Genomic DNA, 25569 nt, shown 5'->3' with positions numbered 1-25569 from the left:
CTCAGCGCTCCTTGTGGTCGGGTTGAGTGTCTTCAGGTGACGTGCCAGCGGATGCTGGCGGCATGGCGGCATCGGCAAACAGCGCTCGCACGCGTTCAAGATCGCCCTCGGTATCCACACCGGCGGGATGCGGCTCGCTGGCAAGGGCGACCTGAATGCGGTGCCCGTGCTGCAGGGCACGCAGCTGCTCGAGCTGCTCGAGCTGTTCCAGCGGCGCGGGCGCCCAGTGGCGATAGGCGGCCAGGAAGCTGGCACGATAAGCATAGAGCCCGATATGGCGTAGCCAGGCATCGTGTTCAAGCAGCGCCGGCCGGCTGGCAAAGGATTCCCGATCCCAGGGGATGGGCGCTCGGGAGAAATATAGCGCACGCCCAGTGAAGTCACGCACCACCTTGACCACGTTGGGGTTGAACAGCATATCGACATCGCTGATCGACTCGCCCAGGGTCGCGATGGAGGCCTCAGTGTCTTCTTCCAGTCGAGCGGCCACCTGATCGATCAGGCTCGGGGGCAGCAACGGCTCGTCGCCCTGGACGTTGACCAGGATGGCGTCTTCGGCAAGCCCCAGGCGCTTAGCCACCTCGGCGAGCCGGTCGGTGCCGGAGGGATGATCGGCGGCGGTCATCACCACCTCGGCGCCCGCCGCCTCGGCCACCTCACGAATGCGCGTATCGTCGGTGGCAACCACCACCCGGCTGGCCTGGCTGGCAAGCGCCTGGCGCCAGACTCGCACCACCATCGGCTCACCGGCGATATCGAGCAACGGCTTGCCGGGCAGGCGACTGGAGGCGAAGCGCGCCGGGATCACCGCGACGAAATCGCTCATGCCTGCCCTCCTGCCTCGCCACGATTCGGCGCGCCAGACTTGCCTAATTTCTCGTCGACACTCATGACCCGAGCCTCCTCGGTCAACATGACCGGGATATCGTCACGGACCGGGAACGCCAAACCATCGAAGTGGCACTTGAGCTCGGCGTGTTCACGGTCGTACTTGAGCTTGCCCTGGCACTGCGGACAGACCAGCATGGCCAGCAATTCCTTATCCATCATTGTCTTTCCCCTTGCGGGACACGCGTCAGCGCGTCGAGTTGGATGGCAAACCATTCGATGAAGCCTGATGAAGGCCGGGCTTCGACGTCCAGTGCCCAGCAGCGCGTATCGGCGAAGCCTCGGCACTTGACGGCGTCTTTGGCGGTCATTATCACCGGTGCTTCATCATCAAAGGACAGGTCCCGGGACGTAAAACGATGGTGGTCGGGCTTAGGATGGGGCATCACCTCGAGCCCGAGCCCCTCGAGAGTAGCGAAGAAGCGCGGCGGATTGCCGATGCCCGCCAGACCGTGAACCCGAGGGGCGAAGGGCAAGGGCGACAGCGACAGACGCGTATCGTCGCTGAGCCGCCGCCAGACCACAGGCGCGAGCGTCATCTGATAGCGCTGCGCCGCCTTCTCACCACCGGCTACCGCATCGGGCTCGGCGCCATTGATCACCAGCGCATCAATGCTTGTTAGCCTAGAGAGCGGTTCGCGCAACGGACCGGCGGGCAGGCAGCGACCATTGCCGAAGCCCCGCTGACCGTCGACCACCACAAGTTCCATATCGCGGCCAAGTGCCAGATGCTGAAGGCCATCATCACTGATCAGAATATCGCAGCCCTCATCGAGCAGTCGCTCGGCGCCGCGGGCCCGCTTAGGGTCGACCACCACCGGCACGCCCGTCTGCGCCGCCAGCATCAAGGGCTCATCACCACAGACATCGACCGGCGTTGTTGCGGCGACCCGCAGCGGATAATCGGCGCTCTTGCCACCATAGCCACGCGACAGAATGCCCGGGCGATAGCCCTGCTCGCTGAGATACCTCGCTAACCACGCCACCAGCGGTGACTTGCCGGTACCGCCGAGGGTCAGATTGCCGACCACGATGACCGGCACGCTCAGCTGATGAACGGTCCGCTTGCCAGCCCGCGCCTCGGCCAGACGACGCGTCACCTGGCGACAATAGATTGCCTCTAGCGGTCTCAGCACAGAAAGCCAGGCGGCATCGCTGTACCAGGCATTCAAGAGCGCCTCACCAAGGCGCTCAGTGAACCGACGCCACCACTTCATGGCGCGTCCTGGAACTGCAGCTGATGCAAGGCCGCATAGGCGCCACCTCTGGCGATCAATTCGGCATGACTGCCCTGCTCGACGATCTCGCCCTGCTCCATCACCAGGATGCGATCCGCACGCTCGATGGTGGAGAGGCGGTGAGCGATAACAAAGGTGGTGCGCCCGCGACACACCTCTTCAAGCGCCTGTTGAATATAGCGCTCAGACTCGCTATCCAGCGCCGAGGTCGCCTCATCGAGCACCAGCAGCGGCGCATCCTTGAAGATCGCACGCGCGATCGCCAAGCGTTGCCGCTGGCCACCGGAGAGCATCACCCCATTGTCGCCTACCGGGGTGTCATATCCTTTAGGCATCTCCATGATGAAGTCATGGGCAAAGGCGGCACGGGCCGCGGCTTCGATAGCGTCCTGGTCGGGGTCATCGACACCATAGGCAATGTTCTGGCCGATGGTGGTATTGAAGAGGGTCACCTGCTGGGAGACCAGAGCGATCTGGCGACGTAGTGGCGACAGCTTGAAGTCGTCAAGCGACACGCCATCAAGTGTAATCGCGCCTTGCGAGGGTCGATAGAAACGTGGCAACAGATTAACCAACGTCGATTTACCGCTGCCGGAACGGCCGACGATCGCAATCATCTCACCGGGCGCCACCTCAAGCTGAATGCCCTTGAGCACCTCATTTTCCCCATCAGCGTAGGCGAAGCGCACGCCGTCGAAGTGCACCCGCCCTTTCAGCCGCTCCGGCTCGATCGTTCCCTGATCGGGTTCAGCCGGCTCCTCGATCAGGCCGAACAGCTCGCCGGAGGCGGCGATACCCTTCTGAATCGCACTGTTGACGTCGGTCAGTTGGCGCACGGGCTTGGCCATCAATGAAGCCGCGGTGATAAAGGCCACGAATTCGCCTGGCGTCATGTCATCAAGCAGTGCCGGTGACATGGCTAGCCAGACAAGCCCCGCCAGCGCCAGCGCCACCAACAGCTGAATCACCGGCGTGCTGATGCCCTTGGTCAGCGCTTCCTTCATGCTCTGGCGACGGTTTTCATCGCTTGCCTGAGCGAAGCGACGCTTTTCATAGGCTTCGGCGCCATGAGTGCGCACGACCCGGTACCCGGACAGTGCTTCCGAGGCCACATGCGTGACATCGCCCATGGAACGCTGGATACGCTGGGACAGGCGCCGGAATCGCTTACTGGCGTAGCTGACCACCAGCGCGATCAGCGGCGTGACCGTCAAGAACACCAGCGTCAGCAACGCATTGGTCCACAGCAGGTAGCTGAGTAGACCGATCACGAAGAGACCTTCGCGCAAAATTACGGTGATGGCGTTGCTGGCGGCGCCTGTGACCTGCTCGACGTGATACGTCACCCGCGAGACCAGCTGACCGCTGGAGTGCTCGTCGAAGAAGCGTCCGGGCAGGTGCAGCATGTGGTTGAAGACATCGCAACGCAGCGCATGCACCACATTACGTGCTACCTGGCTCATGAAATAGGTGCCGAGAAAGGTCCCCAGCCCCCGAGCGGCGAACATGCCGACCACGAAAAGCGGCAGGAAGAGTCGAAACGCCGCATCCGGATTCTGGATGCCATCGATCAGGCGCTTCATCATCTCGGCGAGGGCCGTACTGGACGCGGCGTAGATAGCATAGCCGACCACGGCCAGCATGAAGGAGCGCCAATAGGGCCTGACATAGTCGAGCAGGCGTTTGTAGAGAGCCCATCCTGAATCGTAGGTCACGGTGTCTCCGCTTGATTGGTACGTTCGGTTGCCTTGCGGGTGGCGATGCGTACACGGGTGATGCCCTGAGCGGACGCCTGGTCGAGAGCGGCGACCACGCGGCTATGAGCCACTCTGCCATCGGCTTCAATGATCAGGCCATGGGCTCTAGCGTCTTCTGCGCGGGACGACAGTGCCGTCGCCAGGTCATCCTGTTCGACGATTGCCTCACCAAGCCGATAGTCACCGGCGACGGTGATCGAGAGCACCACTGGCGAGGTATCGGCCGGCGCGGCACGGCTGCTTTCGGGAAGTTCGATTTCAAGTGCCTGGCGGGTTTCGAAGGTGGTCGACACCATGAAGAAGATCAACAGCAGAAACACCACATCGATCAAGGGTGTCAGATTGATTTCCACCGGTTCCCGGCGACGGCGCGGAAACTTCATGCGCCACACACTCCTCGACCGGGCGCCTCGTCACGCTCGGTCAGGCTCAACTCTCCCGGGTAGTGCGCCAGAAAATCCACCAGCTGACTGGCCTGCTCTTCCATGCGAACGGTGATATCTTCGACCCGACGCTGGAAGAAGCGATGAAACATCAGCGACGGAATCGCCACCGTCAGACCGGCGGCGGTCGTCACCAGCGCCTGGGAAATCCCGCCGGCAAGGTCTGCGGTGCGCCCCGGGCCTTCCGCACTGACCAGCACCGAGAAGACCTCAATCATTCCGACCACGGTACCCAACAAACCGATCAGTGGGGTTATCGCGGCGATGGTACCCAGCGGACTCAGGAAGCGTTCCATATCGTGGATCACCGCGACGGCGGCCTGCTGCAGGCGAGCCCGCACCTGATCATGCCCGAGACGCGTATTGCGAAGTCCGGCAGCCAGCACCCTCCCAAGCGGTGAATGGCTTTCCAACCAGTAAAGGTTGACCTGGCCCTGGGCGACCAGAGCACATACCTCGCCTCCCAGCCCCGCCGGTGCGATGCGTGAAGCCCGCAGCGTCCAAAGCCGCTCGATGATGATCACGGTAGCCACCAGAGAACAGCCCAGTAGCGGCAATATCAGCCAACCACCGACTTCCAGAGCGCCGAGCATATCCATACAAGAGTCTCCCTAATGCCATGACCGCCGGAGACGCCATTGGCCGTCAGTCTAGGGACGCGATTCTACCCCATGGCAGCCGCCATCGACACCACGACGCCAGCTCGGCTGGCGTTCTGCCGTCAGTACGGGCGCCACGCCTGGCGTCATGGTGAGTGTCACCGCCCCGTCGAGCGCGGTATTCCAAAGACAGCTGCCTTGTCTGCGAAAACGGCGCACCACCTCTGGAGCCGGGTGACCGAAGCGATTGTCGCGACCCGCGCTGAAGATGACCTGAGAAGGGTTCGTCGCCGCCACGAAGGCCGGCCCGGAACTGGTGAGGCTGCCATGATGCCCGGCGATCAGTACATCGATATGCTCGGGCAAGCTAGGCAGTAAACGGTGTTCCACCGCTCGCCCGGCGTCACCGGTGATCAAGACCGCCTGATCACCAAGACGTACCAGCAGCACACAGGAACGGTCGTTCGCGGACAGCGAATCGAGCGGACCTGCCGGCGGCCAGAGTACCTGGAAGGCGACACCGCCACTTGTCCAGCGCTGTCCGGCAACACAGGCCTTGGATGAATGCCCGATGCGCTCTCCTCTCGGGGCCAGCCACTCACCTACCCTATGCTCGGCAAGCGCCGCCACGCCACCGGCATGATCCTGATCACCGTGACTGACGATAACGCGTGAGAACATCTGTCCCGCAGGCCAGAGACCGGCCAGCGGCATGAAGCCAGAGGCAAAGCGTGGGCCGGTATCATACAAAACGCGTGTGTCCCGTATGCCCTTATGGGCACCGTCTTCAAGGCCATCGAGCATGCGATCTGAGTTGTCATTATCAGGATGAGTCGCATGGCCGGGGTCTATAGGAGCGTATGTACTGAGTTCGATCGCCTGCCCCTGGCCGACATCGTAGACGTGCACACGCAGACTCCCCACCTCAGGCGTCGGTGCCTCGAGGCTAAAGGCGACGACCATCAACCATAGTGAACTCATTACCCGCAGCGACCGCGACAAGGCCGGCAAACCCCAGACCAGGGCAAGACCCGACAGGCACAGCGTCGCCGGTAACCGCTGCCAGGTCGGCAGCACCTGCTGGGGAATGGCCACAACCGCCTCGTTCAAGCCGGCATGCAACACGACCGCCAGCGCTTCGAACAACCACCAACAGGCATAGGCCAATACCGGCACGACGCTCAATGCCCAGCCCAAAAGGCCTAACGGCACCATCAGCATACTGACCCAAGGCACCGCCATCAGGTTGATGAAAGGCGCGGACGGGGCCAGCCGCCCGAAAGCGATCACCACGGCAGCGGCCATCATCGGTGAAAGCAGAAGCTGGGTGCGAATCAGCGCCCAGGCCCACCCTTTCAGGCCCTGGGGTCGGGTCCGCCCCTGCCAGATAAGGATCAGCCAAGCGACCGCCAGAAACGACAGCCACAGGCCAGGCCGCCATAGTGAGAGAGGATCAACCAGAACGACCATCGAAAGCGCCAGCCACCAGGCTTGCCAAGGACCGGGGGCATGGCGACCGCAAGCGACCCAGAGGCCGACCAGGGTCATGATCAGAGCGCGAAACGCCGGCGGCTCGAGACCAGAAAGCCAGGCGTAGCCGCTTGCCGCCGCACCGGCCAGCACCCAGGGCCAGATGGCCATGCGCCAACGTCCCGGCGTCACGCACCGGGCCAGCCCTCGCATCAGCCACAGCACACAGGTCGCGACCAGCCCGACATGAAGCCCCGACACCACCACCAGGTGCGTGGTACCGCTGGCATTCAAAACCGCCCAATCCTCATCATTGAGCCGCTCATCAGCGCCAAGCGTCAGGGCTGCCAACCAGCGACGGCCCACACCGTCGGGGTAATGACTGTCGAGAAAGGAAAGAGCCGTTTGACGCAACGAATCGGGCGCGGCTCCCATGCGCTCAGCGGGCGGTGAATGGCGCACATAACCTGTCGCCCCCAGCCCCTCGCGCCACAACCAGGCGCGATAATCGAACGTGCCCGGGTTGGAAAAGCCTGACGGCGGACGCAGTCGCGCCGTCAGGCGCCAGCGCTCTCCTACCGCCATGGTTTTACCCCCATAGACCGACAGGCGTACCTCATTGAGTGCGTCGCAAGCCGGCAGGCCAGGGTTCAACGGATGACAGTCATCAACGGTCAAGCGCAGGCGACTCGCCGGCTGACCCGCTTGGTAGGCGGTGACACGCCCTTCGAGCCGAAGATCCTCTCCTATCAGGCCTCGCGGCAGCTCGGCGCCTCGCGCAAGCAGCAGTGCTGCGCCAACCATCGTCGCCACGACAAGGAGCCATAACGCCAATCGTGAGCGTGGAAGGCACACAAGCAGTAACAGCCCGGTGACTCCCCAGGCCGTAAAGAGTCCACCAGGAGCCTGGATGGCGAGTCCGGCGCCTGCCATGGCGGCAAGCGCCACGGGCATACCAAGACCGCTGCGCATGGCGGTATACATGACAGTCTGCGGCCCTCCCTGGCCCTGTCATCCCCTCGTCACGGCCGAAGCCGTGGCGAGAGACATGCCTTGTATGGATAATGGCGACGGATTGCCTGATCCATATCGTCCATCGCCTGCGAGCCTGCCATGCCGCGCCGCTTCCTACAGCGCTACATGCCCCATCCCGATGCCCTCAAGGGTAATCGCTCGCTGCGTTTCATGCGCCATTTGATCGGCGATGCCTCGCTATGGATGCTGTCACGCCGTGCTGTCGCCAATGCCTTCATGGTCGGCATATTCTGCGCCCTGCTACCGATTCCCTTTCAAATGGTCTTCGCCGCTGGCGGGGCCTGCCTACTGCGCTGCAACCTTCCTCTCTCGATTGGGTTGGTGTGGATTACCAATCCGCTGACCATACCGATCATCTTCTACGGCAACTATCGCCTGGGTACCTGGCTGCTATCCACTCCGCCTCGGGCGGCGCCAGACACCCTGTCCACTCAGTGGGTAGCCGAGCAGCTGGTCGATATCCTGCCAGCGCTGGCGCTTGGCTCGCTGGTAGCGGCGGTGGTGGCTGGCCTTGCCGCAAACGCAAGCATTCGCCTGATCTGGCGCTGGCAGGTCTCGCGTAGCTGGAGCCGCCGCAAGAAGCGTCGCCTGCGGGCAACACCGCCCGGGAAAGGTCGCAATGAAGACTGCCGGTGACGGCGCCGGCCGCCGCATGGCTCGCGCTGATCCTCCAATGATCAGTATCAGCAGGGCCGCCACCGTCCCGAAAGCGGTCTAATCGGGAGTCAGTTTGCCATTATCAAGCTTCATCACCCGGTCCTGATGCGCCGCGAGGCCAGTGTCATGCGTCACCACCACGAAGGCGCAGGCGGTGGTCCTTGCTAGATCGTCCATCATCGCAAGGATACTGGCCGCGGTTGTCTGATCAAGGTTACCGGTAGGCTCGTCCATCAGCACCAGGCTTGGGTCGGTAATCAATGCCCTGGCAATCGCGACCCGCTGACGCTCCCCCCCGGACAGCTCACCCGGCTTGTGGTCACCTCGCGTGGCCATGCCGACGCGCTCGAGGATCTGGGCGGCGCGCCCACAGGCGTCCTTGCGCGACTGGCCACGCACGATCAGGGGTAGCGCCGCGTTTTCCAGGGCCGTGAGCTCAGCCAACAAGTGATGGAACTGATAGACGAAACCGATGTGGCGGTTGCGAAAACGTCCCAGCTGGCTCTCGCCCAGTTCTGCCAATGATTGCCCAGCCACCTTGACGGTTCCGGCAGTGGGACGGTCCAGGCCCCCCAGGAGGTTAAGCAATGTGGTCTTGCCCGACCCCGAGCTGCCGACTACCGCCACGCGTTCGCCGGCACGCACGTCAAGATCCAGGTTTTCGAGCACCGTCACATCCTGAGGCCCTTCGTGATAGGTCCTCGTCAGCCCCTGGCACTCGAGCAGCACCTGCCCCGCCTTGGGGGCGATACGCTCCTCGGTCATGGTTGTCTCCTTGCTCATCGAGGGCCTCATTCGTAGCGCAGCACATCGGCCGGCTGGATGCGCGAGGCACGCCAGGCCGGGTACAGGGTGGAGAGGAAGGTCAGCACGAAGGCCGCCGTGGTAATCACCCCCACATCGGACCAGTTCAGGCGGGACGGCAGATAGCTGATGAAGTAGACGTTAGCGTCCAGGAACTGGATACCGGTGGCCGACTCGAACCAGGCGATGAGATCGGCAATCGTCAGCGCCAGCGTTACGCCAATGCCAAGCCCCATCAGAATGCCGATGATACCAATCGCCAGTCCCTGGACGATGAAGATGCCCATGATCGAGCCAGGCGTCGCGCCGATAGTACGCAGGATGGCAATATCCGCCTTCTTGTCGGTCACCACCATGACCAGCGTCGAGACGATGTTGAAGGCGGCCACCGCAATGATCACGGTCAGCAGCAGCCCAATCATGCGCTTCTCCATCTGGATCGCCTGGAAGAGGTTGCCGTGGGTCCGCGTCCAGTCGATACCGCGATACCCTGGCCCCAGCTCGTCGATGATCTTGCGTGTCTCGCCATGGGCGGCGAACAGATCATCGAACTCGAGCCGCAGTCCTCCTACCGCATCCCCCATTCGGGCCAGGGTCTGCATATCGTCGATATGCGCATAGGCGAGGCTGGCATCCAGATCGGCGCCGACACTGAACATGCCGCTGACATTGAAACGCTTGAGGCGCGGGAAGACCCCGCCCGGGGTAATTGATGCTTCGGGAACCAGCAGGGTGACACGATCGCCGACCCCGACGCCCAGCCGTTTGGCCAGCAGTTCACCGAGCACGACATTCCACTCCCCGGCTTTCAGGTCATCGAGGCTGCCCTGAACCATGTTGTCATCGATGATCGACACCTTGGCTTCGGCGTCTGGGGCAATGCCGTTGACCATGGCCCCTTCGTTGCGCCCGCCGATCGAGAACATGCCTTGCTGCTGCACATAGGGCGCCGCTCCAATGACCCGTTCACGCTGCGTCAACCGCTCGGCCAGCGGCTGCCAGTCGGTCATCCCCGATGGTGCCTCGATACGGGTGTGGGGCACCATGCCCAGCACCCGAGATCTCAGCTCGTGATCGAAACCGTTCATCACCGACAGCACCAGGATCAGCACGGCGACACCGAGCATCAACCCAAGCATCGAAGTCAGGGAAATAAAGGAAATAAAGTGGTTGCGTCGCTTGGCGCGCACGTAGCGCAGTCCAAGCATAAATGGCAGGCGGTCGAGCATCGCGATCGGTTCCTTGTCAGCGGGCGCTCATGGTACGGTTTTTTGCCTGGCGACGCATGTGCGCCACCAAAAGCAAGGCGGTTCTCTGTGGGCGTAGCCCTTGCATCCCGGTAGCGCTGCCCCTACATTGCGCCGTTCCCGGGGCAAGGCCCCGACGAGCATACCCGTGAGAAGACTGCGATGGCTAACCGCTTGTTCCCCGAATGGCACCCACAGGATGCCGTGCAACTGACTTGGCCGAGTGCTCACAGCGACTGGGCCTCCATGCTGTCACGTATCGAAGCCACGCTTGAGCACATGGTGATCGCCATCACCCGCTATCAAGGCGTGCTGATCAGTGTGGCCGATGACGCCACCCGCACACGCCTGGCCGCGACCTTCAGGCAACTCGGCGTGCCTGGCACCCGACTTAGGCTCTGTGTCGTCTCAAGCGATGACACCTGGGCACGGGATCACGGCCCCATTGGTATCGAGCGCGACGGACGACTCACCCTCCTCGACTACCGTTTCACCGGCTGGGGCGGCAAGTTTCCCGCCACAAAGGACAACGCCCTGAACCGGGCCCTCGCGGATCAGGGTGTGTTCGCTGCCCCTCTCATCTCCCGTGAATTGATTCTGGAGGGTGGCGCCATCGAGAGTGATGGTCAAGGCACCCTTCTGACCACGGAAGCCTGTCTGCTCAACGAGAATCGCAACCCGACACTCGATCGGGCGGCGATAGAGTCACGGCTGGCCGAAGATCTCGGCGCGCATCGCGTACTATGGCTCGCACATGGGCACCTGGAGGGCGATGACACCGATAGTCATGTCGACACCCTGGCCCGCTTCTGCGACCCACAGACCATCGCTTACGTGCGCTGTGACGACCCCACGGACTCTCACTACGCAGCCCTGGCCGCCATGGAGGATGAGCTGAGAGCATTGCGACAGGCTGACGGCACGCCCTACCGGCTGATCGCCCTGCCCTGGCCGCGGCCCTGCTTCGACCCCGAGGACGGCCATCGCCTGCCAGCCACCTATGCTAATTTTCTGATCATCAACGGTGCCGTACTGGTGCCGGCCTATGGCGATGCGGCTGATAGCCTGGCACTAAGCGCCCTGGCAACGGTTTTTCCCGACCGCGATCTGATCCCCATCGACTGTCGCGAGGTCATCCGCCAGCACGGCAGCCTGCACTGTCTGACCATGCAGCTGCCCAAGGGCAGCCTGAGTGCTTCTTTCTTCGGCGACGCCGACGATCTTCAGGAGTGATCATATGAACAAGACGCTCACCGTTGGCCTGGTCCAGCAGCAAGCCTGGCCCGACAAGACCAAGAGCCTGAACGAGACCGAAGCAAGTGTCCGCGCGCTCGCGGCAGAAGGCGCCGAGCTTGTGTTGCTTCAGGAACTGCATGCCAGTCACTATTTCTGCCAGTACGAAGACCCGGCCGTCTTCGACCTGGCCGAGCCATTGGATGGTCCCACCGGCCGCCGACTGGCCGCGCTGGCCGCCGAACTCGACATCGTGCTGGTGGGCTCGCTGTTCGAGCGGCGAGCCGCCGGGCTCTACCACAACACCGCCGTGGTTTATGACCGGGCGCAAGGGGCCGTCGGCCACTACCGCAAGATGCACATTCCCGATGATCCGGGGTTCTATGAAAAATTCTATTTCACCCCGGGCGATGCCGAAGGCGTCAACGCCCTGGCGCCATTGGGCGGCTTCGCCCCCATCGACACCTCGGTGGGGCGCCTGGGGCTGCTCGTCTGCTGGGACCAATGGTACCCGGAAGCAGCCCGACTGATGGCGCTCGCCGGGGCTGAGCTTTTGCTCTACCCCACTGCCATCGGCTGGACGCCATCGGATGAGCCCGATGAGAAGACCCGTCAGAAAGATGCCTGGACCCTGATTCAGCGCGCGCATGGCGTGGCCAACGGCCTGCCGGTCGTGGTCGCCAACCGCGTCGGCCACGAACCCGACCTCAGCGGCATGAGTCAGGGTATCGACTTCTGGGGAGGCAGCTTCATCTGCGGCCCCCAAGGTGAGCTCTTGGCCCATGCCGGCGAAGAAAGCCAGCGACTGCTGGTCGAGGTCGACATGGCTCGTGCCGAGGACACCCGTCGTATCTGGCCTTTCCTGCGCGACCGCCGCATTGATGCTTACGGTGACCTGACACGGCGCTTCAGGGACTAAGTACCTATTTCAGGGATTAAGTTCCTGTTTCGGGGATTAAGTACCTAGACGCCATACAATACGCCTCGCCCCATCAAACAAGCGCCCCCGCCAGGCATCCTGGCGGGGGCGCTTGTTACTGACGCTCGACAACTGGCTATCGCAAGCAGCCCTGAAGCAACCCCATGGACGAGAACTCTGCGTCAGGCGCAGGCCGAAGGAATATCACTTGAAGCCCGGGTTACTTCCAGAAGTCGCGAATCGAGGCGATCCCCTGCGAGCCCACGCCGCGGGCATGGTTGGCATCGTGGCGCGTCATGCCCCCCAGCGCGAAGACCGGCATGGCAGCCGTTTCGACCAGTTGCTGGAAATCGTGCCAACCAAGCGGCGCCGTCTCCGGATGGGTCGGCGTGGTACGCAGCGGCGACAGCGTGACGAAGTCGCAGCCGATGCGGCCAGCCTGATCCAGCTGTTCCTGATTGTGAGTCGAGGCCGACTGCCACTTGCCCTGAGCCAGCGGGCGACGCTCGAGGTTCATCAACCGCTCGCTGGTCAGATGAACGCCATCAGCGTCGATCTCATTCAAAAGCTCGGGCTCGCCATTGAGCTGGAGGCGAGCACCATGCTTGCGGCACAGCGCCAGCGCCCCTTCGGCGCGATCCAGATAGGCCTTCCGGTCGAGCTGCTTGGCACGAAGCTGCACCAGACGCACCTGATCCTCGACCAATGCCCGCTCGAGTTTGGTGAAGAACACATCATCGTCGTCTTCTTCGCCAGTGATCAGACACTCGGTAGGCAGGATCACCGCCCGCAGAATCGGCAAGTTGGCCGCCGGGAAGGGGTAGTTGAAGAGGTCTTCCTTGTTGACCCAGCGCACGGCCTGACCCTCGCGGCCGAACGGCTCGCCGGCGAAAGCATGGACCTGCCACACATCGAGCAGAATATGCTTGTCGGGATATTCGTGATTGACCCGAATCAGCGGCTGAGCGCGATGAATCTCGACGCCAAGCTCCTCATGCAGCTCGCGCTTCAGGGCCTCGAAGCCAGTTTCATAGGGGGCCAGCTTGCCGCCAGGAAACTCCCACAGCCCGCCCTGATCGACATTGGAGGGGCGCCGGGCGATCAACACCTGAGCCTTATCCTCGCTGACGATGGCGGCGGCAGCCACATGTACCCTTCTCTTGACCATTGTGTGTATTACCTTTCAAACATGAAGAACGCGTAACCCATGACGCGCCCACGCGCGCCATGGCGACAACCAGTCAGACCTAGCTGCGATAATCGGCATTGATGGAGACATAGTCATGGGACAGGTCGGAGGTCCACACAGTGGCGCTGGCCTCCCCGCGTCCCAGACGAATGCGGATGCGAATATCTTCCCTCGCCATCACGTCACTGCCGGCTTCTTCCGTGTAGCCGGCGGCACGGCCACCCGCTTCGACCAGGCGCACATCGCCCAGGTCGATGACGATACGCTCAACGTCGAAGTTCTCGACGGGCGCACGCCCCACAGCAGCCAGAATGCGGCCCCAGTTGGCATCAGAGGCATACAGGGCGGTCTTGACCAGCGGTGAATGCGCCACCGTAAAGGCCACGTCCAGGGCTTCCCGGCGAGAGGTGGCCTCTTCGACATCGAGGGTCACGAACTTGGTCGCTCCCTCACCATCGCGGATAATCGCCTGCGCCAGCTCGACCAACACCTCATCGAGCGCAACACGAAACGCCTCGAGGTCCGCACTGCTCTCGACTCTGGGACCGCGCCCCGTGGCCACCAACATGCAGGCATCGTTGGTGGAGGTGTCGCTGTCCACGGTGATGCAGTTGAAAGAACGGCCAACGCCGTCTTGCAACAACGACTCAAGCCGCGCCTGAGAAATAGCGGCGTCGGTGGCCACGAAGCCAAGCATGGTCGCCATGTTGGGCTGGATCATGCCCGACCCCTTGCTGATACCGGCGATGGTCACCGTCTCGCCATCGATGGTGATCGTACGCGTGGCCCCCTTGGGACGCGTATCGGTGGTCAGGATACCCTCGGCAGCGGCGTCCCAGCCGTTTTCACTCAGTGCCTCAAGCGCCTGAGGCAGTGCCCCCAGCAAGCGCTCCATGGGCAGTGGCTCACCGATCACACCGGTGGAGAACGGCAATACCGCCTCGCCCTCGACGCCGGTCAGACGCGCGAGCTCGTCACAGCTGGAGGTGGCATCGCGCAGACCAAGCGCCCCGGTACCCGCATTGGCATTGCCGGTATTGATCACGAAATAACGCGGTGCCAGGCCCTTTTCACAACGCGCCGCCAGATGCCGCTTGGCTACCTGTACCGGCGCCGCGCAGAAAGCATTAAGGGTGAAAGTACCAGCGACACTTGCCCCCTCAGGCACCTCGATGACCACCAGATCACGACGCCCCGGTTTCTTGATACCCGCACTGGTGGTGCCCAGACGCAGCCCTTCTATCACCGGCATCTGCGGAAAGACCGCTTCACCCACTGCCATGCATCTACTCCTCGTTCGTGGCAGGCCGGCGACGCTTCACGCCGCCAGCCTCTATCAGCTCAGTGTGCCGTGGCACTGCTTATACTTCTTGCCGGAGCCGCAGGGGCAAGGATCATTGCGGCCGACCTTGGGACCTTCACGCCTCACCGGCTGACCCTCAGCACCCTCTGGCGCTGGCTGGTCCGCTGACGCTTCATCAGGGCTTGCCGTGGCTTCGTCACGACGTGTCGCGACGCCAGCCTGCTCGCGGGCCAAGGTTTCACGCCGCTGTTGCTCAAGCTCTTCGACTTCTTCCTGACGACGCACCTGAACATGGCTCAGGATGCGGGTGATGTCGGATTTGATGTTGCCAAGCAGCCCCTGGAACAGCTCAAAGGCTTCACGCTTGTATTCCTGCTTGGGGTTTTTCTGGGCATAGCCGCGCAGGTGAATGCCACGACGCAGGTGGTCCATCGACTGAAGGTGCTCTTTCCAGCGGGTGTCCAGCACCTGGAGCATCACCTGCTTTTCGAAACGCCGCATCAATGGCTCACCGACGGCGGCTACCTTGTCCTCATACAGCTTGCGATGTGCCTCATGCAGGCGCTCGCGCAGTTGCTCCTCGCTGAGTCGAGCATCCTCGGCCGACCACTGGGTCACCGGCGTATCAAGGTTGAACTCGGACTTGAGGTGCGTCTCGAGTCCCGCCAGGTCCCACTGCTCGGGCAGGCTCTGCGGCGGCACGAAATCACTGATGGCCTCATCCATCACCTCGGTGCGAATCCCCAATACATTCTCGGAGACATCCTCGGCCTCGAGAATGTCGTTGCGCTGCTCGTAGATCACGCGACGCTGATCGTTGGCCACGTCATCGTACTCGAGCAACTGCTTGCGGATATCGAAGTTGCGTCCCTCGACCTTCTTCTGGGCGCGCTCGACGGCATTGGAAACCATCTTGTGCTCGATGGCCTCGCCCCGCTCGAGACCCAGCGCCTGCATCAATCGCTGCACCCGGTCGGAGCCGAACAGGCGCATCAGGTTATCTTCCAGTGACAGGAAGAAACGGGTCGAGCCGGGATCACCCTGACGACCCGAACGGCCGCGCAGCTGATTGTCGATGCGGCGCGACTCGTGGCGCTCAGAGCCAATCACATGCAGGCCTCCGGCGGCCAGCACGGCATCGTGACGTTCCTGCCAGGCATCCTTGATGGCCTGTACCGCGGCCTCATCGGGATGATCGAGTTCGGCGACCTCGGCCTCCCAGCTACCGCCCAACATGATGTCTGTACCACGCCCGGCCATGTTGGTGGCGATGGTCACCGCGCCGGGACGACCCGCCTGGGCAATGATCTGTGCCTCGCTCTGGTGCTGCTTGGCATTCAATACGCTGAAGGCCATGTCCGCCTTGCGCATCAGCTCGGCCAGATACTCGGATGTCTCGATGGAAGCGGTACCCACCAATACGGGGCGACCCGCCTCGGTCTCGGCCTGCACATCCTTGATGATCGCCTCGAACTTCTCCTCGCCGGTCAGGTAGACCAGGTCATTCTGGTCCCGACGGATCAACGGCCGATTGGTCGGGATCACCATCACATCCAGACCATAGATCTGGCGGAATTCGAAGGCTTCGGTATCGGCGGTGCCGGTCATGCCGGCGAGCTTTTCATAGAGACGGAAATAGTTCTGGAAGGTGGTCGAGGCCAGCGTCTGGCTCTCGCGCTGCACGGTGACTCCTTCCTTGGCCTCGACGGCCTGGTGCAGACCCTCGGACCAGCGACGGCCGGGCATGCTGCGCCCCGTGTGCTCGTCGACGATGACCACCTGGCCGTCATCGATGATGTAGTCGACGTCACGCTGATAGAGGTGTCGCGCCCGCAGAGCGGAATGCATGTGCTGGAGCAGGTTGAGGTTCTGCGCCGCATACAGCGACTCGTCCTCACCAAGCAGCTCTTCACTCCTCAGCAGCGCCTCAACCTTATGGTGCCCCTCTTCAGTGATTTCGACCTGTTTCTGCTTCTCATCGAGAACGAAATCGCCATCGGGCGGCACTTCATCATCTTCACTCTGCTCGCCACGCACCAAGTCGGCGGACAGGCGGTTCATCACCTTGTAGAGCTCGGTGTTTTCTTCCACCGGGCCGGAGATGATCAGCGGCGTGCGCGCTTCATCGATGAGGATGGAGTCGACTTCATCGACGATCGCATAGTGCAGGCCTCGCTGGACCTTGTCCTCAAGCGAGAAGGCCATGTTGTCGCGCAGGTAATCAAAGCCGAATTCGTTGTTGGTGCCGTAGGTGATGTCACAGGCATAGGCCTGGCGTTTGTCTTCGCCGTCCTGCCCCGAATAGATGGACCCGACCGTCAGGTCGAGGCGCTCATAGAGCGGGCGCATCCACTCGGCGTCGCGCCGGGCCAGGTAGTCGTTGACCGTGACGACATGCACGCCCTTGGCAGGCAGTGCGTTCAGATACACGGCCAATGTCGCCACCAGCGTCTTGCCCTCGCCGGTCTTCATCTCGGCAATACGGCCCGTATTCAGCGCCAGACCACCGATCATCTGAACATCGAAATGGCGCATGCCCATGACGCGTTTACTGGCCTCACGCACCACTGCAAACGCTTCGGGCAGTAACGCATCGAGCGTTTCCCCTGCCGCTAGGCGCTCACGAAATTCGCCGGTCTTGGCCTGTAGGCTGGCATCATCCAGTGTCTCGAAATCCGCTTCCATGGCATTGATCTTTTCAACGACCTTGCCTAGGCGTTTGACCTCGCGATCGTTCTTGGAACCCACCACTTTGCGTAATAAATTATTGATCATGAAACGTCCGTTCTCTACCAAGTATCCCAATTAAGGCAGCAGTACCCCGAGCAGGTAATTGCGCCCCATGTCTACCCAACAGGCGGGTATGTCAGACGGTTGGAGAAGGCGGACCGCGACGAGTTAAGACATCATGAGCGGCAGCGGGAACCCGCAAATCATTGCGTGGCAGGGGCGAAATCGATGACCGAAAGCGGCGCCAATGGCGTTTGGGCCTCCAACGTCGTTGACTCGCCTGACGGCGGCTTTCCGCGCGGATGACCGCCGGCGCCAGCCAGCATATTTGCACCACCCGCTCGACCAACCTGACGCCGTCGGCCTGCACCAGACCGGCGGGCAGCAGACAGCCCACCAACAACCCCGCCAGCCACCATCGGGTGCGACGGCGCGAAACCGTATCGGCGGGCCGACCTGGGCTGGCATAGGAAGAGCCATTCATGCTGTTGGAGTACTCGCGGGCATGGTAGATTGCCGATTATCAATTGGCGTTAAAAGTGCAGCCCATGAGTATAAAGGTTAAGCGTTTCCGCGCCCAGCCCGTCACGTCGCTGCTCGGCGGCCGCGGCGAGCTTGGCGGCCTGATGCGCATGGCGAGCTTGATCGACAAAGCCCAGACAGTGCTTCGTGAACACCTACCGCTCGAAGTACGCGAGCATGTATTTGTGGGCGGCTACCGGGATGGCAAACTTACCCTGATTACTGACCGAGCGGTCTGGCTGACCTGGCTTCGTTACGAACAACCCCGACTGCTGGATCTACTGAGACAACAACCGGAGTTCGAGGCCGTACTGGGGTTTACATTAAAGGTTCGCCCGGTCCGCCCCCCAAAGGCCCCGCCACGCCATAACCGGCGACTGTCGACTAATGCCGCTGGCGAAATCGCCAGCTGCGCCGAGGATACAGAAGATCCGCGATTGAAACGCGCCCTCGAGCGCCTGGCGTCTCATGCCGACGACCAGGGCTAGCCGACCGCCCTCGCTTGTTACCCTGAAGCCTCAATCTTTCACACCTGGCACGGCCAATACCCACCTGCCTTGAGAGAAAACTGCGGAAGTACCAGAAAAATACTAGAGAAGACCCAAACAAAAAACGCCGCTTCCAGAAGAGGAAACGGCGTCAAGCAATAGTGCCAATCACGGAAATCACCTCCATGACGGCAGCTCGGCGAAGGGGCATAGCCCTGGGTGTCAAGCCATGGCGGGTGAGGCGTAGGAAATGGGGGCGACCTGGTTGGCATCCTCGAAGGTGACCAGCTCCCAGGCATCCGGCTGAGCCAGCATGGCGCGGCAAAGCTGGTTGTTGAGCGCATGGCCTGATTTCACACCACGGAACTCGCCGATAAGACTGTAACCAAGCTGGTAGAGATCACCAATGGCGTCCAGCACCTTGTGCTTGACGAACTCATCGTCGTAACGCAGACCGCCCTCATTGACGATACGATAGTCATCAACCACCACTGCATTATCCAGGCTACCGCCCAGCGCCAGATTCTGAGCGCGCAGAAACTCGAGATCACGCATGAAGCCAAAGGTACGCGCCCGTGAGACTTCCTTAACAAATGACGTCGTCGAAAAATCCACGACAGCCATCTGATCGCGCAGCTCCGAAACAGGATGATCAAAATCGATGGCAAAGGAGACCTTGAAGCCGTGGTGCGGGAGAAAAATGGCTTCTTTATCGCCATCGCGCACCACCACTTCGCGCTTGATGCGAATAAATTTCTTAGCGGCTGCCTGTTCTTCGATACCCGCCGACTGAATCAGAAAGACGAAGGGACCCGCGCTGCCATCCATGATGGGCACTTCACCAGCACTTAGCTCAACAAAGACGTTATCGATACCCAGGCCGGCAAAAGCCGACATCAGGTGCTCGACCGTCGCTACTTTGACATCACCCTGTGACAACGCCGTGCACAAGGAGGTATCGGTAACGAGGTTGGCGTTAGCCGGAATCTGAACCTCAGGGCTCAGATCGGTACGCACGAAGATGACACCGGTATTCGCCGGCGCAGGGCGAAGGGTCAGACAGACCTTTTCACCCGAATGTAAACCCACGCCAGTGGCGCGGATCGTGTTCTTGAGAGTACGTTGTTTAATCATGGGCATTCGCCGAGCCGTGACATGTAGTTATCAAACGGTGTTCACTATACCAGCGAACGCCCGTTTCAACAAAGAAAACTCACCCCGGCGCCCCCTATGTCAACAATAGATTGGCTCAATCGGCCTGGCGGCGAAGAAATGCCGGGATATCCAGGTAGTCGTCCATATCCTTGTTACGGCGCTGATCGGAGCGTGCCTTGGCGGCTTCCTGATCGGCCGTCTTGGCAGCCTGCTGACGCGCCACCGCCGGCTGTTGCTGCAGGGTGCGATAATCAGCGGCCTCGGGGCGCGATGCAGCAGCTTCTCGCGGTGCAGTCGCCGTCTTGGGCGCACGGCCATCGAGACCCGCTGCCACTACGGTGACGCGAAGCTCATCCGACATTTCCATGTCGATGGAGGTACCCACCACGATGGTGGCATCTTGAGAGGCAAACTCCTGAACGGTAGCACCGACGTCGTTGAACTCGCCGATGGACAGGTCGGGACCCGCCGTGATGTTGACCAGGATACCGCGAGCACCGTGAAGGTCGATGTCCTCGAGCAACGGGCTGCGAATCGCCTTCTCGGCCGCTTCACGTGCACGGTTTTCCCCGGTCGCACCACCGGTTCCCATCATCGCCATACCCATCTCGGACATAACGGTACGTACGTCGGCAAAGTCGACGTTAATGATGCCAGGACTGGTGATGAGTTCGGCAATACCCTGAACGGCACCCAGCAAGACATCATTGGCAGCGCTGAAAGCCGTCAACAGCGTCGCGCTCTTGCCAAGCACCGACAGCAGCTTCTCGTTGGGAATGGTGATCAGCGAATCAACATGCTCGGAGAGCTCCTTCATTCCCTCTTCGGCCGCACGCATGCGCTTGGGCCCTTCGAAGGGGAAGGGTCGAGTCACCACGGCGACTGTCAGGATGCCGAGTTCCTTGGCTACCTGCGCGACGACCGGAGCACCACCGGTACCCGTACCACCGCCCATACCGGCGGTGATAAACACCATGTCAGCACCTTCCAGTAATTCGGCGATGCGTTCACGATCTTCCATTGCCGCCTGGCGACCCACCTCGGGATTAGCACCAGCGCCCAGTCCCTTGGTAATCTCGCTACCCAGTTGGAGGACGGTCTTGGCAGCTACCCGCTTGAGAGCCTGAGCGTCGGTATTGGCACAGATGAACTCCACGCCCTCGATGCTGCTCTCGACCATGTGATTGACGGCATTACCACCACCACCACCAACACCAACTACTTTGATGACCGCGCTGCTTGAGGGTGCGTTATCAACCAGTTCGAACATATGCCCCGTCTCCTGGACCGCATGCGGCCCGTATCAGAAATTTCCTTTGAACCAGCCCTTGATTCTGTCTATGGCCGGCATCGCTTCCTTGAGTCCCCGGGAGACGTCCTCCCTCTTCGGCTGTGCCGAAACGACCCGGCCCTGCCCCTGCCTGGCATCACGCATTCCGTAATGTAGCAAACCGACTCCTGTTGAATAAATCGGGTTTCTGACTACATCGGCAAGCCCACGAACATTTTGCGGGCAGGCGATACGCACAGGCATGTGGAAGATTTCTTCGGCCAGCTCGACCACGCCTTCCATGCGCGAGGTGCCACCGGTCAACACGACGCCGGCGGCGACCAGGTCTTCGAATCCGCTGCGACGCAACTCTTCGCGGACCAGCGTAAACAATTCTTCATAGCGAGGTTCTACCACCTCAGCCAGCGCCTGTCGTGACAGGTCCCGAGCGGGACGGTCGCCGACGCTCGGCACCTTGATCATTTCATCGCTTGCGGCCAACTGCGTCAGCGCGCAAGCATACTTGACCTTGATGTTCTCGGCGTACTGCGTCGGCGTACGCAAGGCCATGGCGATATCATTGGTGACCTGATCGCCGGCGATGGGAATCACCGCCGTATGGCGAATGGCCCCCTCAGTAAAGACCGCGATGTCGGTCGTTCCGCCACCAATATCTACCATGCAAACCCCGAGCTCACGCTCATCCTCGGTAAGCACCGCATGGCTTGAGGCCAGTTGCTCGAGAATGATGTCGTCGACTTCCAGACCACAGCGACGCACACACTTCTCGATATTCTGCACGGCATTGAGCGCCGCCGTGACCAAATGGACGCGAGCCTCCAGGCGAACACCCGACATGCCCAGCGGCTCACGAATACCCTCTTGGGTGTCGATGGCGAATTCCTGAGGCAACACGTGCAACACGCGCTGCCCCTCGGATATCGCCCTCGCACGGGCCGAATCGATCACGCGCTCAATATCAGATGACGATACTTCCCGATCCTTGATGGCCACCACACCATCGGAATTCATCGAACTGATGTGACTGCCTGCGATACCCACATAAACCGAATGAATGTCGCAACCGGCCATCAACTCGGCTTCTTCGACGGCGCGTTGAATCGACTGAACAGTCGATTCGATATTGATCACGACCCCCTTCTTCATGCCCCGTGAGGGGTGCGAACCGATGCCGGCAATTTCAATACCACCATCATCGCTGGGCTGACCGACAATCGCCACCACCTTGGATGTTCCGATATCCAGCCCGACTACCATATTAGAAGCGTTGGAATGTCCTGCCATGGGTCGGGAATACTCCTAGAAACTGTTCGGATGATCATCCGTGAATCCGCATAAAATGTATATTGAGGCAATTATAGGAACAACTTCCCTACTTTCACCACCCCAGCATAAAAACATCGCACACAATAAGCGGTTTTTTTCTGAAAAGAAACACCCTGAACTCCCACGTGACGGGAGCTGTATCGAAAAAAGGCACCCGTTGTCATTCATGCCTCATGGCTCGACCGGAGCCGTCTCACCGTGCCAGGCAACCGCCACACCATTCGGGTAGCGCAGGTCGATGTAGCGAATTTGCGACGCTTCACTCCCCAATTGTCGCCGCCAAGCTGCCTCGAGTCGTGCGAGCCGCGCATCACGATCGCTGCGTCCCAGCATGATCCAAACACCGCTATCAAGCTGCAGGCGCCAGGCTCCCCGGGGCTCAAGGCGCAACTGGCGGACCGTCACGCCCAATGCAGTAAAGTGTCGTTGCAGGCGGTCGTAATAGGCCAGGACTTCGGCGCCACTGCCCGTTGGACCAGCCAAGTCAGGAAGCCCCTTTGGAGGGGCAACCGAGCCAAAGGCGAAGGGCTCACCGCGAGGATTGAGCAACTCATCATCATGCCAGCGCGCCACCGGCTGCTGCTCGAAAAGCTCCAGCGTCAGCGCATCCGGCCATTGACGTGACACACGAACCTCGGCCAGCCAGCCAATATCTCTGACCCGCTGACGTAGCTCGCCAAGATCAAGCGCCAGCCAGGACTGTCCTTCTACCAGCGGTGCCAACTGCTCGCGCAGATAATCGGCACTGACGAGTTCAAGATCACCCCGGATCGAGACCCGTTCAATGGGGCGATCCAGCCACAGCCACAGCACGCGGCCACCGGCCACCAGCAGTACCATAAGCAGAATGAGGCCAAGCCAGGGCCCACGGGAGCGTTCCATCGCCTGTTACGACTCCTGCGTGGCAGCGAGGCTGCTATCGAGGATGCGAAGCACCAGCGTGTCAAAATCGATGTCGGCGTAGGCCGCCGCTTGCGGAACCAGACTGTGATCGGTCATGCCCGGCACGGTGTTGACCTCGAGCAGCCAGAAGCGTCCTTCAGCGTCACGCATCACATCCACGCGCCCCCAGCCCTCGGCCCCGATAGCCTGGAAAGCGCGACGACTCAAATCACCCAGGGCCTTTTCATCCTCCGGGGAGAGCCCGCAGGGGAGATGGTAGAGGGTCTCGTCGGAGAGATATTTGGCCTCATAATCATAAAAGCCACTGGGAACTTCGACCCGGATCGCCGGCAACACACTGTCACCGAGCAGCGACACCGTATATTCGGGCCCCTTGACGAAGCGTTCGGCCATCACGGCCGCATCGAATCGCGCTGCATCGCGATAGGCTGCCTCGAGAGCCTCGGGACTATCGACGATGGTGATGCCCAGCGTCGACCCCTCATGCACGGGCTTGACGATTAGCGGCAGCCCAAGCGAACGACAGACACCACTCCAGTCAGCGGTAGCCTCGAGTGTCAGGCTCTCCGGCGTGGGAAGCCCGGCATTCTGCCATATCGCCTTGGTACGCTGTTTATCCATCCCCAGCGCTGAGGCCAGCACGCCACTGCCGGTAAAGGGAACCTCAAGCAGTGACAACGCTCCCTGGAGGGTGCCGTTTTCACCCACACCGCCATGCAGGGCGATGAAGACCCGGTCCGGGGCCAGCGCCTGCAAGCCGGCCAAGCCACTAAGGGCCAGGTCATAGCCAATGGCGTCAACGCCACTGCGCTTGAGGGAAGCAAGGATGGCACTGCCGCTGATCAGCGACACTTCGCGCTCAGCGGAGGTGCCCCCATAGACGACTACCACTCGGCCATACCGCTCAGGCCTGACACCCTCGCTCATCATCATTGCATCATCCGTCATAGCGTCACCTTATCGAGCTCAAGGTGTTGTTCGGCAAGCCCCAAGGCGATGCCGCCAACGTCACCGGCGCCCTGGGTAATCAGAATATCGTTGGGGCGCAGAATGCGCTTGAGCAGATCCGGGAGTTCCGACTTGTGCTCGACGAATAGCGGATCAACGAGACCACGCTGGCGAATCGAGCCGGCCAGCGTCTTGCCTTCGGCACCAGGAATTGGCGTCTCACCGGCCGCATAGACGTCCAGCAGTACCAGGGTATCGACACCCGACAGCACCCGCACAAAATCCTCGTAAAGATCACGCGTGCGTGAATAGCGATGCGGCTGGTAGACCATCACCAAGCGCCGCTCGGGCCAGCCTGCGCGGATCGCACGGATCACCATGTCCACCTCACGTGGATGATGGCCGTAATCATCGACCAGCATCACCTCACCCTCGCCATCAGGGGCTTTGAAGTCGCCATGCACCTGGAAGCGACGCCCGACACCAGCAAAACTCGCCAGGCCGCTCAGGATGGCAGCATCTGAAACACCGGCATCACAGGCCACCGCGATTGCCGCCAGGGCGTTGAGGGCATTATGTTCGCCCGGCATGGCAAGACGCACTTCGAGGGGCGGCTGGCCATCGGGGCGCAGTGCGGTAAAGCGCACTTCTCCGGCATCCTGAACAAATTCGGTAATACGGTAATCGGCGCCCTCATTGAAGCCATACGTCACGAATTGACGATGCACCCGATCCAACAGACCCCGCACGTTCTCGTCGTCGAGGCACAGCACGGCGAGTCCATAGAACGGCAGGTTGTGAAGAAACTCGACGAAGGTGTCCTTGAGCCGCTCGAAATCGCCGCCATAGGTGCTCATGTGATCGGCGTCGATATTGGTCACAATCGACACCATCGGCTGCAGGTGCAAAAAGGACGCATCCGACTCATCGGCTTCAGCGACCAGGTAATCGCCCTCACCGAGCCGGGCGTTGGTGCCGGCACTGGTCAGCTTGCCGCCAATCACAAAGGTAGGATCAAGCCCGCCCTCGGCGAGAAGTGTCGAGGCAATGCTGGTTGTCGTTGTCTTGCCATGGGTGCCGGCCACGGCAATACCGTGGCGAAAGCGCATCAGCTCGGCAAGCATTTCGGCACGACGCACCACCGGCACCCGGTTTTCCTGGGCCCAGCGAATCTCCGGATTGGCCGGGTCGACAGCGGTCGAGACGACCACCACATCAGCCGTCTCAACGTTCTCGGCAGCATGCCCAAGCGACACGCGAATGCCGCACTGGCGCAGATGGGCGACCACCGGCGATTCCTTAAGATCGCTACCGCTAACCTGATAGCCCTGATTGGCCAACACCTCAGCGATACCACACATGCCAGCACCGCCGATGCCGACGAAATGAATACGCCGGATACGCCGCATACCAGGACCACGGAC

Annotated in this window: 22 protein-coding genes; 4 read left to right on the top strand and 18 right to left on the bottom strand. The window is 61.4% G+C overall.

All coding sequences use genetic code 11. The features are described 5' to 3' along the window. Position 1 precedes the first annotated feature (1 nt). The 7 genes from kdsB to ETC27_RS12785 are packed head-to-tail and all read right to left on the bottom strand — an operon-like array spanning position 2 to position 7379. Positions 2 to 826 (bottom strand): 3-deoxy-manno-octulosonate cytidylyltransferase, encoded by an 825-nt coding sequence (kdsB, locus tag ETC27_RS12815; RefSeq protein WP_136255389.1) that lies wholly within the window; start codon positions 824 to 826, stop codon positions 2 to 4. Next, complete coding sequence (locus tag ETC27_RS12810) at positions 823 to 1047, bottom strand: Trm112 family protein (RefSeq protein ID WP_136255462.1); 225 nt, start codon at positions 1045 to 1047, stop codon at positions 823 to 825. The genes kdsB and ETC27_RS12810 overlap by 4 nt, the downstream gene beginning before the upstream one ends. Beyond that, positions 1047 to 2105: a tetraacyldisaccharide 4'-kinase gene (lpxK, locus tag ETC27_RS12805; RefSeq protein WP_136255388.1), complete on the bottom strand. Its 1059-nt coding sequence runs from the start codon at positions 2103 to 2105 to the stop codon at positions 1047 to 1049. Before lpxK ends, ETC27_RS12810 begins: the two co-directional genes overlap by 1 nt. After that, on the bottom strand, positions 2102 to 3841 hold the full coding sequence (msbA, locus tag ETC27_RS12800; RefSeq protein ID WP_136255387.1) for a lipid A export permease/ATP-binding protein MsbA: 1740 nt from the start codon (positions 3839 to 3841) through the stop codon (positions 2102 to 2104). Before msbA ends, lpxK begins: the two co-directional genes overlap by 4 nt. Next, the gene (locus tag ETC27_RS12795) at positions 3838 to 4266 is read right to left on the bottom strand and encodes an ExbD/TolR family protein (protein ID WP_136255386.1); all 429 of its coding nucleotides are present in this window, start codon (positions 4264 to 4266) and stop codon (positions 3838 to 3840) included. Before ETC27_RS12795 ends, msbA begins: the two co-directional genes overlap by 4 nt. Then, a complete protein-coding gene (locus ETC27_RS12790; protein WP_205742738.1) occupies positions 4263 to 4925 on the bottom strand; it encodes a MotA/TolQ/ExbB proton channel family protein in 663 nt (220 codons plus the stop codon). The genes ETC27_RS12795 and ETC27_RS12790 overlap by 4 nt, the downstream gene beginning before the upstream one ends. A gap of 51 nt (positions 4926 to 4976) precedes the next feature. Beyond that, positions 4977 to 7379 carry a ComEC/Rec2 family competence protein gene (locus ETC27_RS12785; RefSeq protein ID WP_240724904.1) on the bottom strand — a complete coding sequence of 801 codons (2403 nt, stop codon included), beginning with the start codon at positions 7377 to 7379 and terminating at the stop codon, positions 4977 to 4979. A gap of 129 nt (positions 7380 to 7508) precedes the next feature. Here ETC27_RS12785 and ETC27_RS12780 point away from each other — a divergent pair, with 129 nt between their 5' ends. Then, the gene (locus tag ETC27_RS12780; RefSeq protein WP_136255385.1) at positions 7509 to 8066 is read left to right on the top strand and encodes a DUF2062 domain-containing protein; all 558 of its coding nucleotides are present in this window, start codon (positions 7509 to 7511) and stop codon (positions 8064 to 8066) included. Positions 8067 to 8144: 78 nt separating this feature from the next. Here the strand turns inward: ETC27_RS12780 and ETC27_RS12775 are convergent, their stop codons facing one another. Together ETC27_RS12775 and ETC27_RS12770 are read right to left on the bottom strand one after the other, a co-directional pair. Then, a complete protein-coding gene (locus ETC27_RS12775; protein ID WP_136255384.1) occupies positions 8145 to 8870 on the bottom strand; it encodes an ABC transporter ATP-binding protein in 726 nt (241 codons plus the stop codon). A gap of 8 nt (positions 8871 to 8878) precedes the next feature. Next, entirely contained in the window at positions 8879 to 10120 is a 1242-nt protein-coding gene (locus tag ETC27_RS12770; RefSeq protein WP_136255383.1) for a lipoprotein-releasing ABC transporter permease subunit, read from the bottom strand. A gap of 180 nt (positions 10121 to 10300) precedes the next feature. Between ETC27_RS12770 and ETC27_RS12765 the strand changes: the two genes are divergently transcribed. Both ETC27_RS12765 and ETC27_RS12760 read left to right on the top strand, forming a co-directional pair. Beyond that, a complete protein-coding gene (locus tag ETC27_RS12765) occupies positions 10301 to 11371 on the top strand; it encodes an agmatine deiminase family protein (RefSeq protein WP_136255382.1) in 1071 nt (356 codons plus the stop codon). A 4-nt stretch (positions 11372 to 11375) separates the two neighbouring features. Beyond that, the gene (locus ETC27_RS12760) at positions 11376 to 12290 is read left to right on the top strand and encodes a carbon-nitrogen hydrolase (protein ID WP_136255381.1); all 915 of its coding nucleotides are present in this window, start codon (positions 11376 to 11378) and stop codon (positions 12288 to 12290) included. Between the two features lie 220 nt (positions 12291 to 12510). On the opposite strand, the gene ETC27_RS12755 is transcribed toward ETC27_RS12760, so the two are convergent. The 3 genes from ETC27_RS12755 to secA all read right to left on the bottom strand — a co-directional run bounded on the left by ETC27_RS12755 (position 12511) and on the right by secA (position 17557). Next, positions 12511 to 13458 carry a Nudix family hydrolase gene (locus ETC27_RS12755; RefSeq protein ID WP_136255380.1) on the bottom strand — a complete coding sequence of 316 codons (948 nt, stop codon included), beginning with the start codon at positions 13456 to 13458 and terminating at the stop codon, positions 12511 to 12513. Between the two features lie 79 nt (positions 13459 to 13537). Further along, a complete protein-coding gene (gene argJ / locus ETC27_RS12750; RefSeq protein ID WP_136255379.1) occupies positions 13538 to 14761 on the bottom strand; it encodes a bifunctional glutamate N-acetyltransferase/amino-acid acetyltransferase ArgJ in 1224 nt (407 codons plus the stop codon). A gap of 54 nt (positions 14762 to 14815) precedes the next feature. Further along, positions 14816 to 17557 (bottom strand): preprotein translocase subunit SecA, encoded by a 2742-nt coding sequence (gene secA / locus ETC27_RS12745; protein WP_136255378.1) that lies wholly within the window; start codon positions 17555 to 17557, stop codon positions 14816 to 14818. Positions 17558 to 18060: 503 nt separating this feature from the next. Between secA and ETC27_RS12735 the strand changes: the two genes are divergently transcribed. Further along, positions 18061 to 18522 carry a DUF721 domain-containing protein gene (locus ETC27_RS12735; protein WP_136255376.1) on the top strand — a complete coding sequence of 154 codons (462 nt, stop codon included), beginning with the start codon at positions 18061 to 18063 and terminating at the stop codon, positions 18520 to 18522. A 222-nt stretch (positions 18523 to 18744) separates the two neighbouring features. Here ETC27_RS12735 and lpxC read toward each other — a convergent pair whose 3' ends face one another. The 6 genes from lpxC to murC form a co-directional block, all read right to left on the bottom strand. Next, positions 18745 to 19656: a UDP-3-O-acyl-N-acetylglucosamine deacetylase gene (gene lpxC / locus ETC27_RS12730; RefSeq protein ID WP_136255375.1), complete on the bottom strand. Its 912-nt coding sequence runs from the start codon at positions 19654 to 19656 to the stop codon at positions 18745 to 18747. Positions 19657 to 19771: 115 nt separating this feature from the next. Further along, positions 19772 to 20947, bottom strand: coding sequence for a cell division protein FtsZ (ftsZ, locus tag ETC27_RS12725; RefSeq protein WP_136255374.1), 1176 nt, complete (start codon positions 20945 to 20947; stop codon positions 19772 to 19774). A 33-nt stretch (positions 20948 to 20980) separates the two neighbouring features. Further along, the gene (ftsA, locus tag ETC27_RS12720) at positions 20981 to 22252 is read right to left on the bottom strand and encodes a cell division protein FtsA (RefSeq protein ID WP_136255373.1); all 1272 of its coding nucleotides are present in this window, start codon (positions 22250 to 22252) and stop codon (positions 20981 to 20983) included. Between the two features lie 213 nt (positions 22253 to 22465). Then, positions 22466 to 23176: a cell division protein FtsQ/DivIB gene (locus ETC27_RS12715; protein ID WP_136255372.1), complete on the bottom strand. Its 711-nt coding sequence runs from the start codon at positions 23174 to 23176 to the stop codon at positions 22466 to 22468. A gap of 6 nt (positions 23177 to 23182) precedes the next feature. Beyond that, positions 23183 to 24145, bottom strand: coding sequence for a D-alanine--D-alanine ligase (locus ETC27_RS12710; protein ID WP_240724903.1), 963 nt, complete (start codon positions 24143 to 24145; stop codon positions 23183 to 23185). Then, positions 24142 to 25554, bottom strand: coding sequence for a UDP-N-acetylmuramate--L-alanine ligase (murC, locus tag ETC27_RS12705; protein WP_136255458.1), 1413 nt, complete (start codon positions 25552 to 25554; stop codon positions 24142 to 24144). The genes ETC27_RS12710 and murC overlap by 4 nt, the downstream gene beginning before the upstream one ends. Positions 25555 to 25569: the final 15 nt, after the last annotated feature.

The organism is Onishia niordana, assembly GCF_004798965.1.
Classification (GTDB): Bacteria; Pseudomonadota; Gammaproteobacteria; order Pseudomonadales; family Halomonadaceae; genus Onishia; species Onishia niordana.
The sequence above is the reverse complement of the archived record's forward strand: the minus strand, read 5'-3'. Positions and strand labels throughout refer to the sequence as shown.

Coding starts and splice junctions, on each gene's coding strand:
- kdsB (WP_136255389.1), bottom strand. CDS start 826: ATGAGCGATTTCGTCGCGGTGATCCCGGCGCGCTTCGCCTCCAGTCGC.
- ETC27_RS12810 (WP_136255462.1), bottom strand. CDS start 1,047: ATGGATAAGGAATTGCTGGCCATGCTGGTCTGTCCGCAGTGCCAGGGC.
- lpxK (WP_136255388.1), bottom strand. CDS start 2,105: ATGAAGTGGTGGCGTCGGTTCACTGAGCGCCTTGGTGAGGCGCTCTTG.
- ETC27_RS12795 (WP_136255386.1), bottom strand. CDS start 4,266: ATGAAGTTTCCGCGCCGTCGCCGGGAACCGGTGGAAATCAATCTGACA.
- ETC27_RS12790 (WP_205742738.1), bottom strand. CDS start 4,925: ATGGATATGCTCGGCGCTCTGGAAGTCGGTGGTTGGCTGATATTGCCG.
- ETC27_RS12785 (WP_240724904.1), bottom strand. CDS start 7,379: ATGTATACCGCCATGCGCAGCGGTCTTGGTATGCCCGTGGCGCTTGCC.
- ETC27_RS12780 (WP_136255385.1), top strand. CDS start 7,509: ATGCCGCGCCGCTTCCTACAGCGCTACATGCCCCATCCCGATGCCCTC.
- ETC27_RS12775 (WP_136255384.1), bottom strand. CDS start 8,870: ATGAGCAAGGAGACAACCATGACCGAGGAGCGTATCGCCCCCAAGGCG.
- ETC27_RS12770 (WP_136255383.1), bottom strand. CDS start 10,120: ATGCTCGACCGCCTGCCATTTATGCTTGGACTGCGCTACGTGCGCGCC.
- ETC27_RS12765 (WP_136255382.1), top strand. CDS start 10,301: ATGGCTAACCGCTTGTTCCCCGAATGGCACCCACAGGATGCCGTGCAA.
- ETC27_RS12760 (WP_136255381.1), top strand. CDS start 11,376: ATGAACAAGACGCTCACCGTTGGCCTGGTCCAGCAGCAAGCCTGGCCC.
- ETC27_RS12755 (WP_136255380.1), bottom strand. CDS start 13,458: ATGGTCAAGAGAAGGGTACATGTGGCTGCCGCCGCCATCGTCAGCGAG.
- argJ (WP_136255379.1), bottom strand. CDS start 14,761: ATGGCAGTGGGTGAAGCGGTCTTTCCGCAGATGCCGGTGATAGAAGGG.
- secA (WP_136255378.1), bottom strand. CDS start 17,557: ATGATCAATAATTTATTACGCAAAGTGGTGGGTTCCAAGAACGATCGC.
- ETC27_RS12735 (WP_136255376.1), top strand. CDS start 18,061: ATGAGTATAAAGGTTAAGCGTTTCCGCGCCCAGCCCGTCACGTCGCTG.
- lpxC (WP_136255375.1), bottom strand. CDS start 19,656: ATGATTAAACAACGTACTCTCAAGAACACGATCCGCGCCACTGGCGTG.
- ftsZ (WP_136255374.1), bottom strand. CDS start 20,947: ATGTTCGAACTGGTTGATAACGCACCCTCAAGCAGCGCGGTCATCAAA.
- ftsA (WP_136255373.1), bottom strand. CDS start 22,252: ATGGCAGGACATTCCAACGCTTCTAATATGGTAGTCGGGCTGGATATC.
- ETC27_RS12715 (WP_136255372.1), bottom strand. CDS start 23,176: ATGGAACGCTCCCGTGGGCCCTGGCTTGGCCTCATTCTGCTTATGGTA.
- ETC27_RS12710 (WP_240724903.1), bottom strand. CDS start 24,145: ATGACGGATGATGCAATGATGATGAGCGAGGGTGTCAGGCCTGAGCGG.
- murC (WP_136255458.1), bottom strand. CDS start 25,554: ATGCGGCGTATCCGGCGTATTCATTTCGTCGGCATCGGCGGTGCTGGC.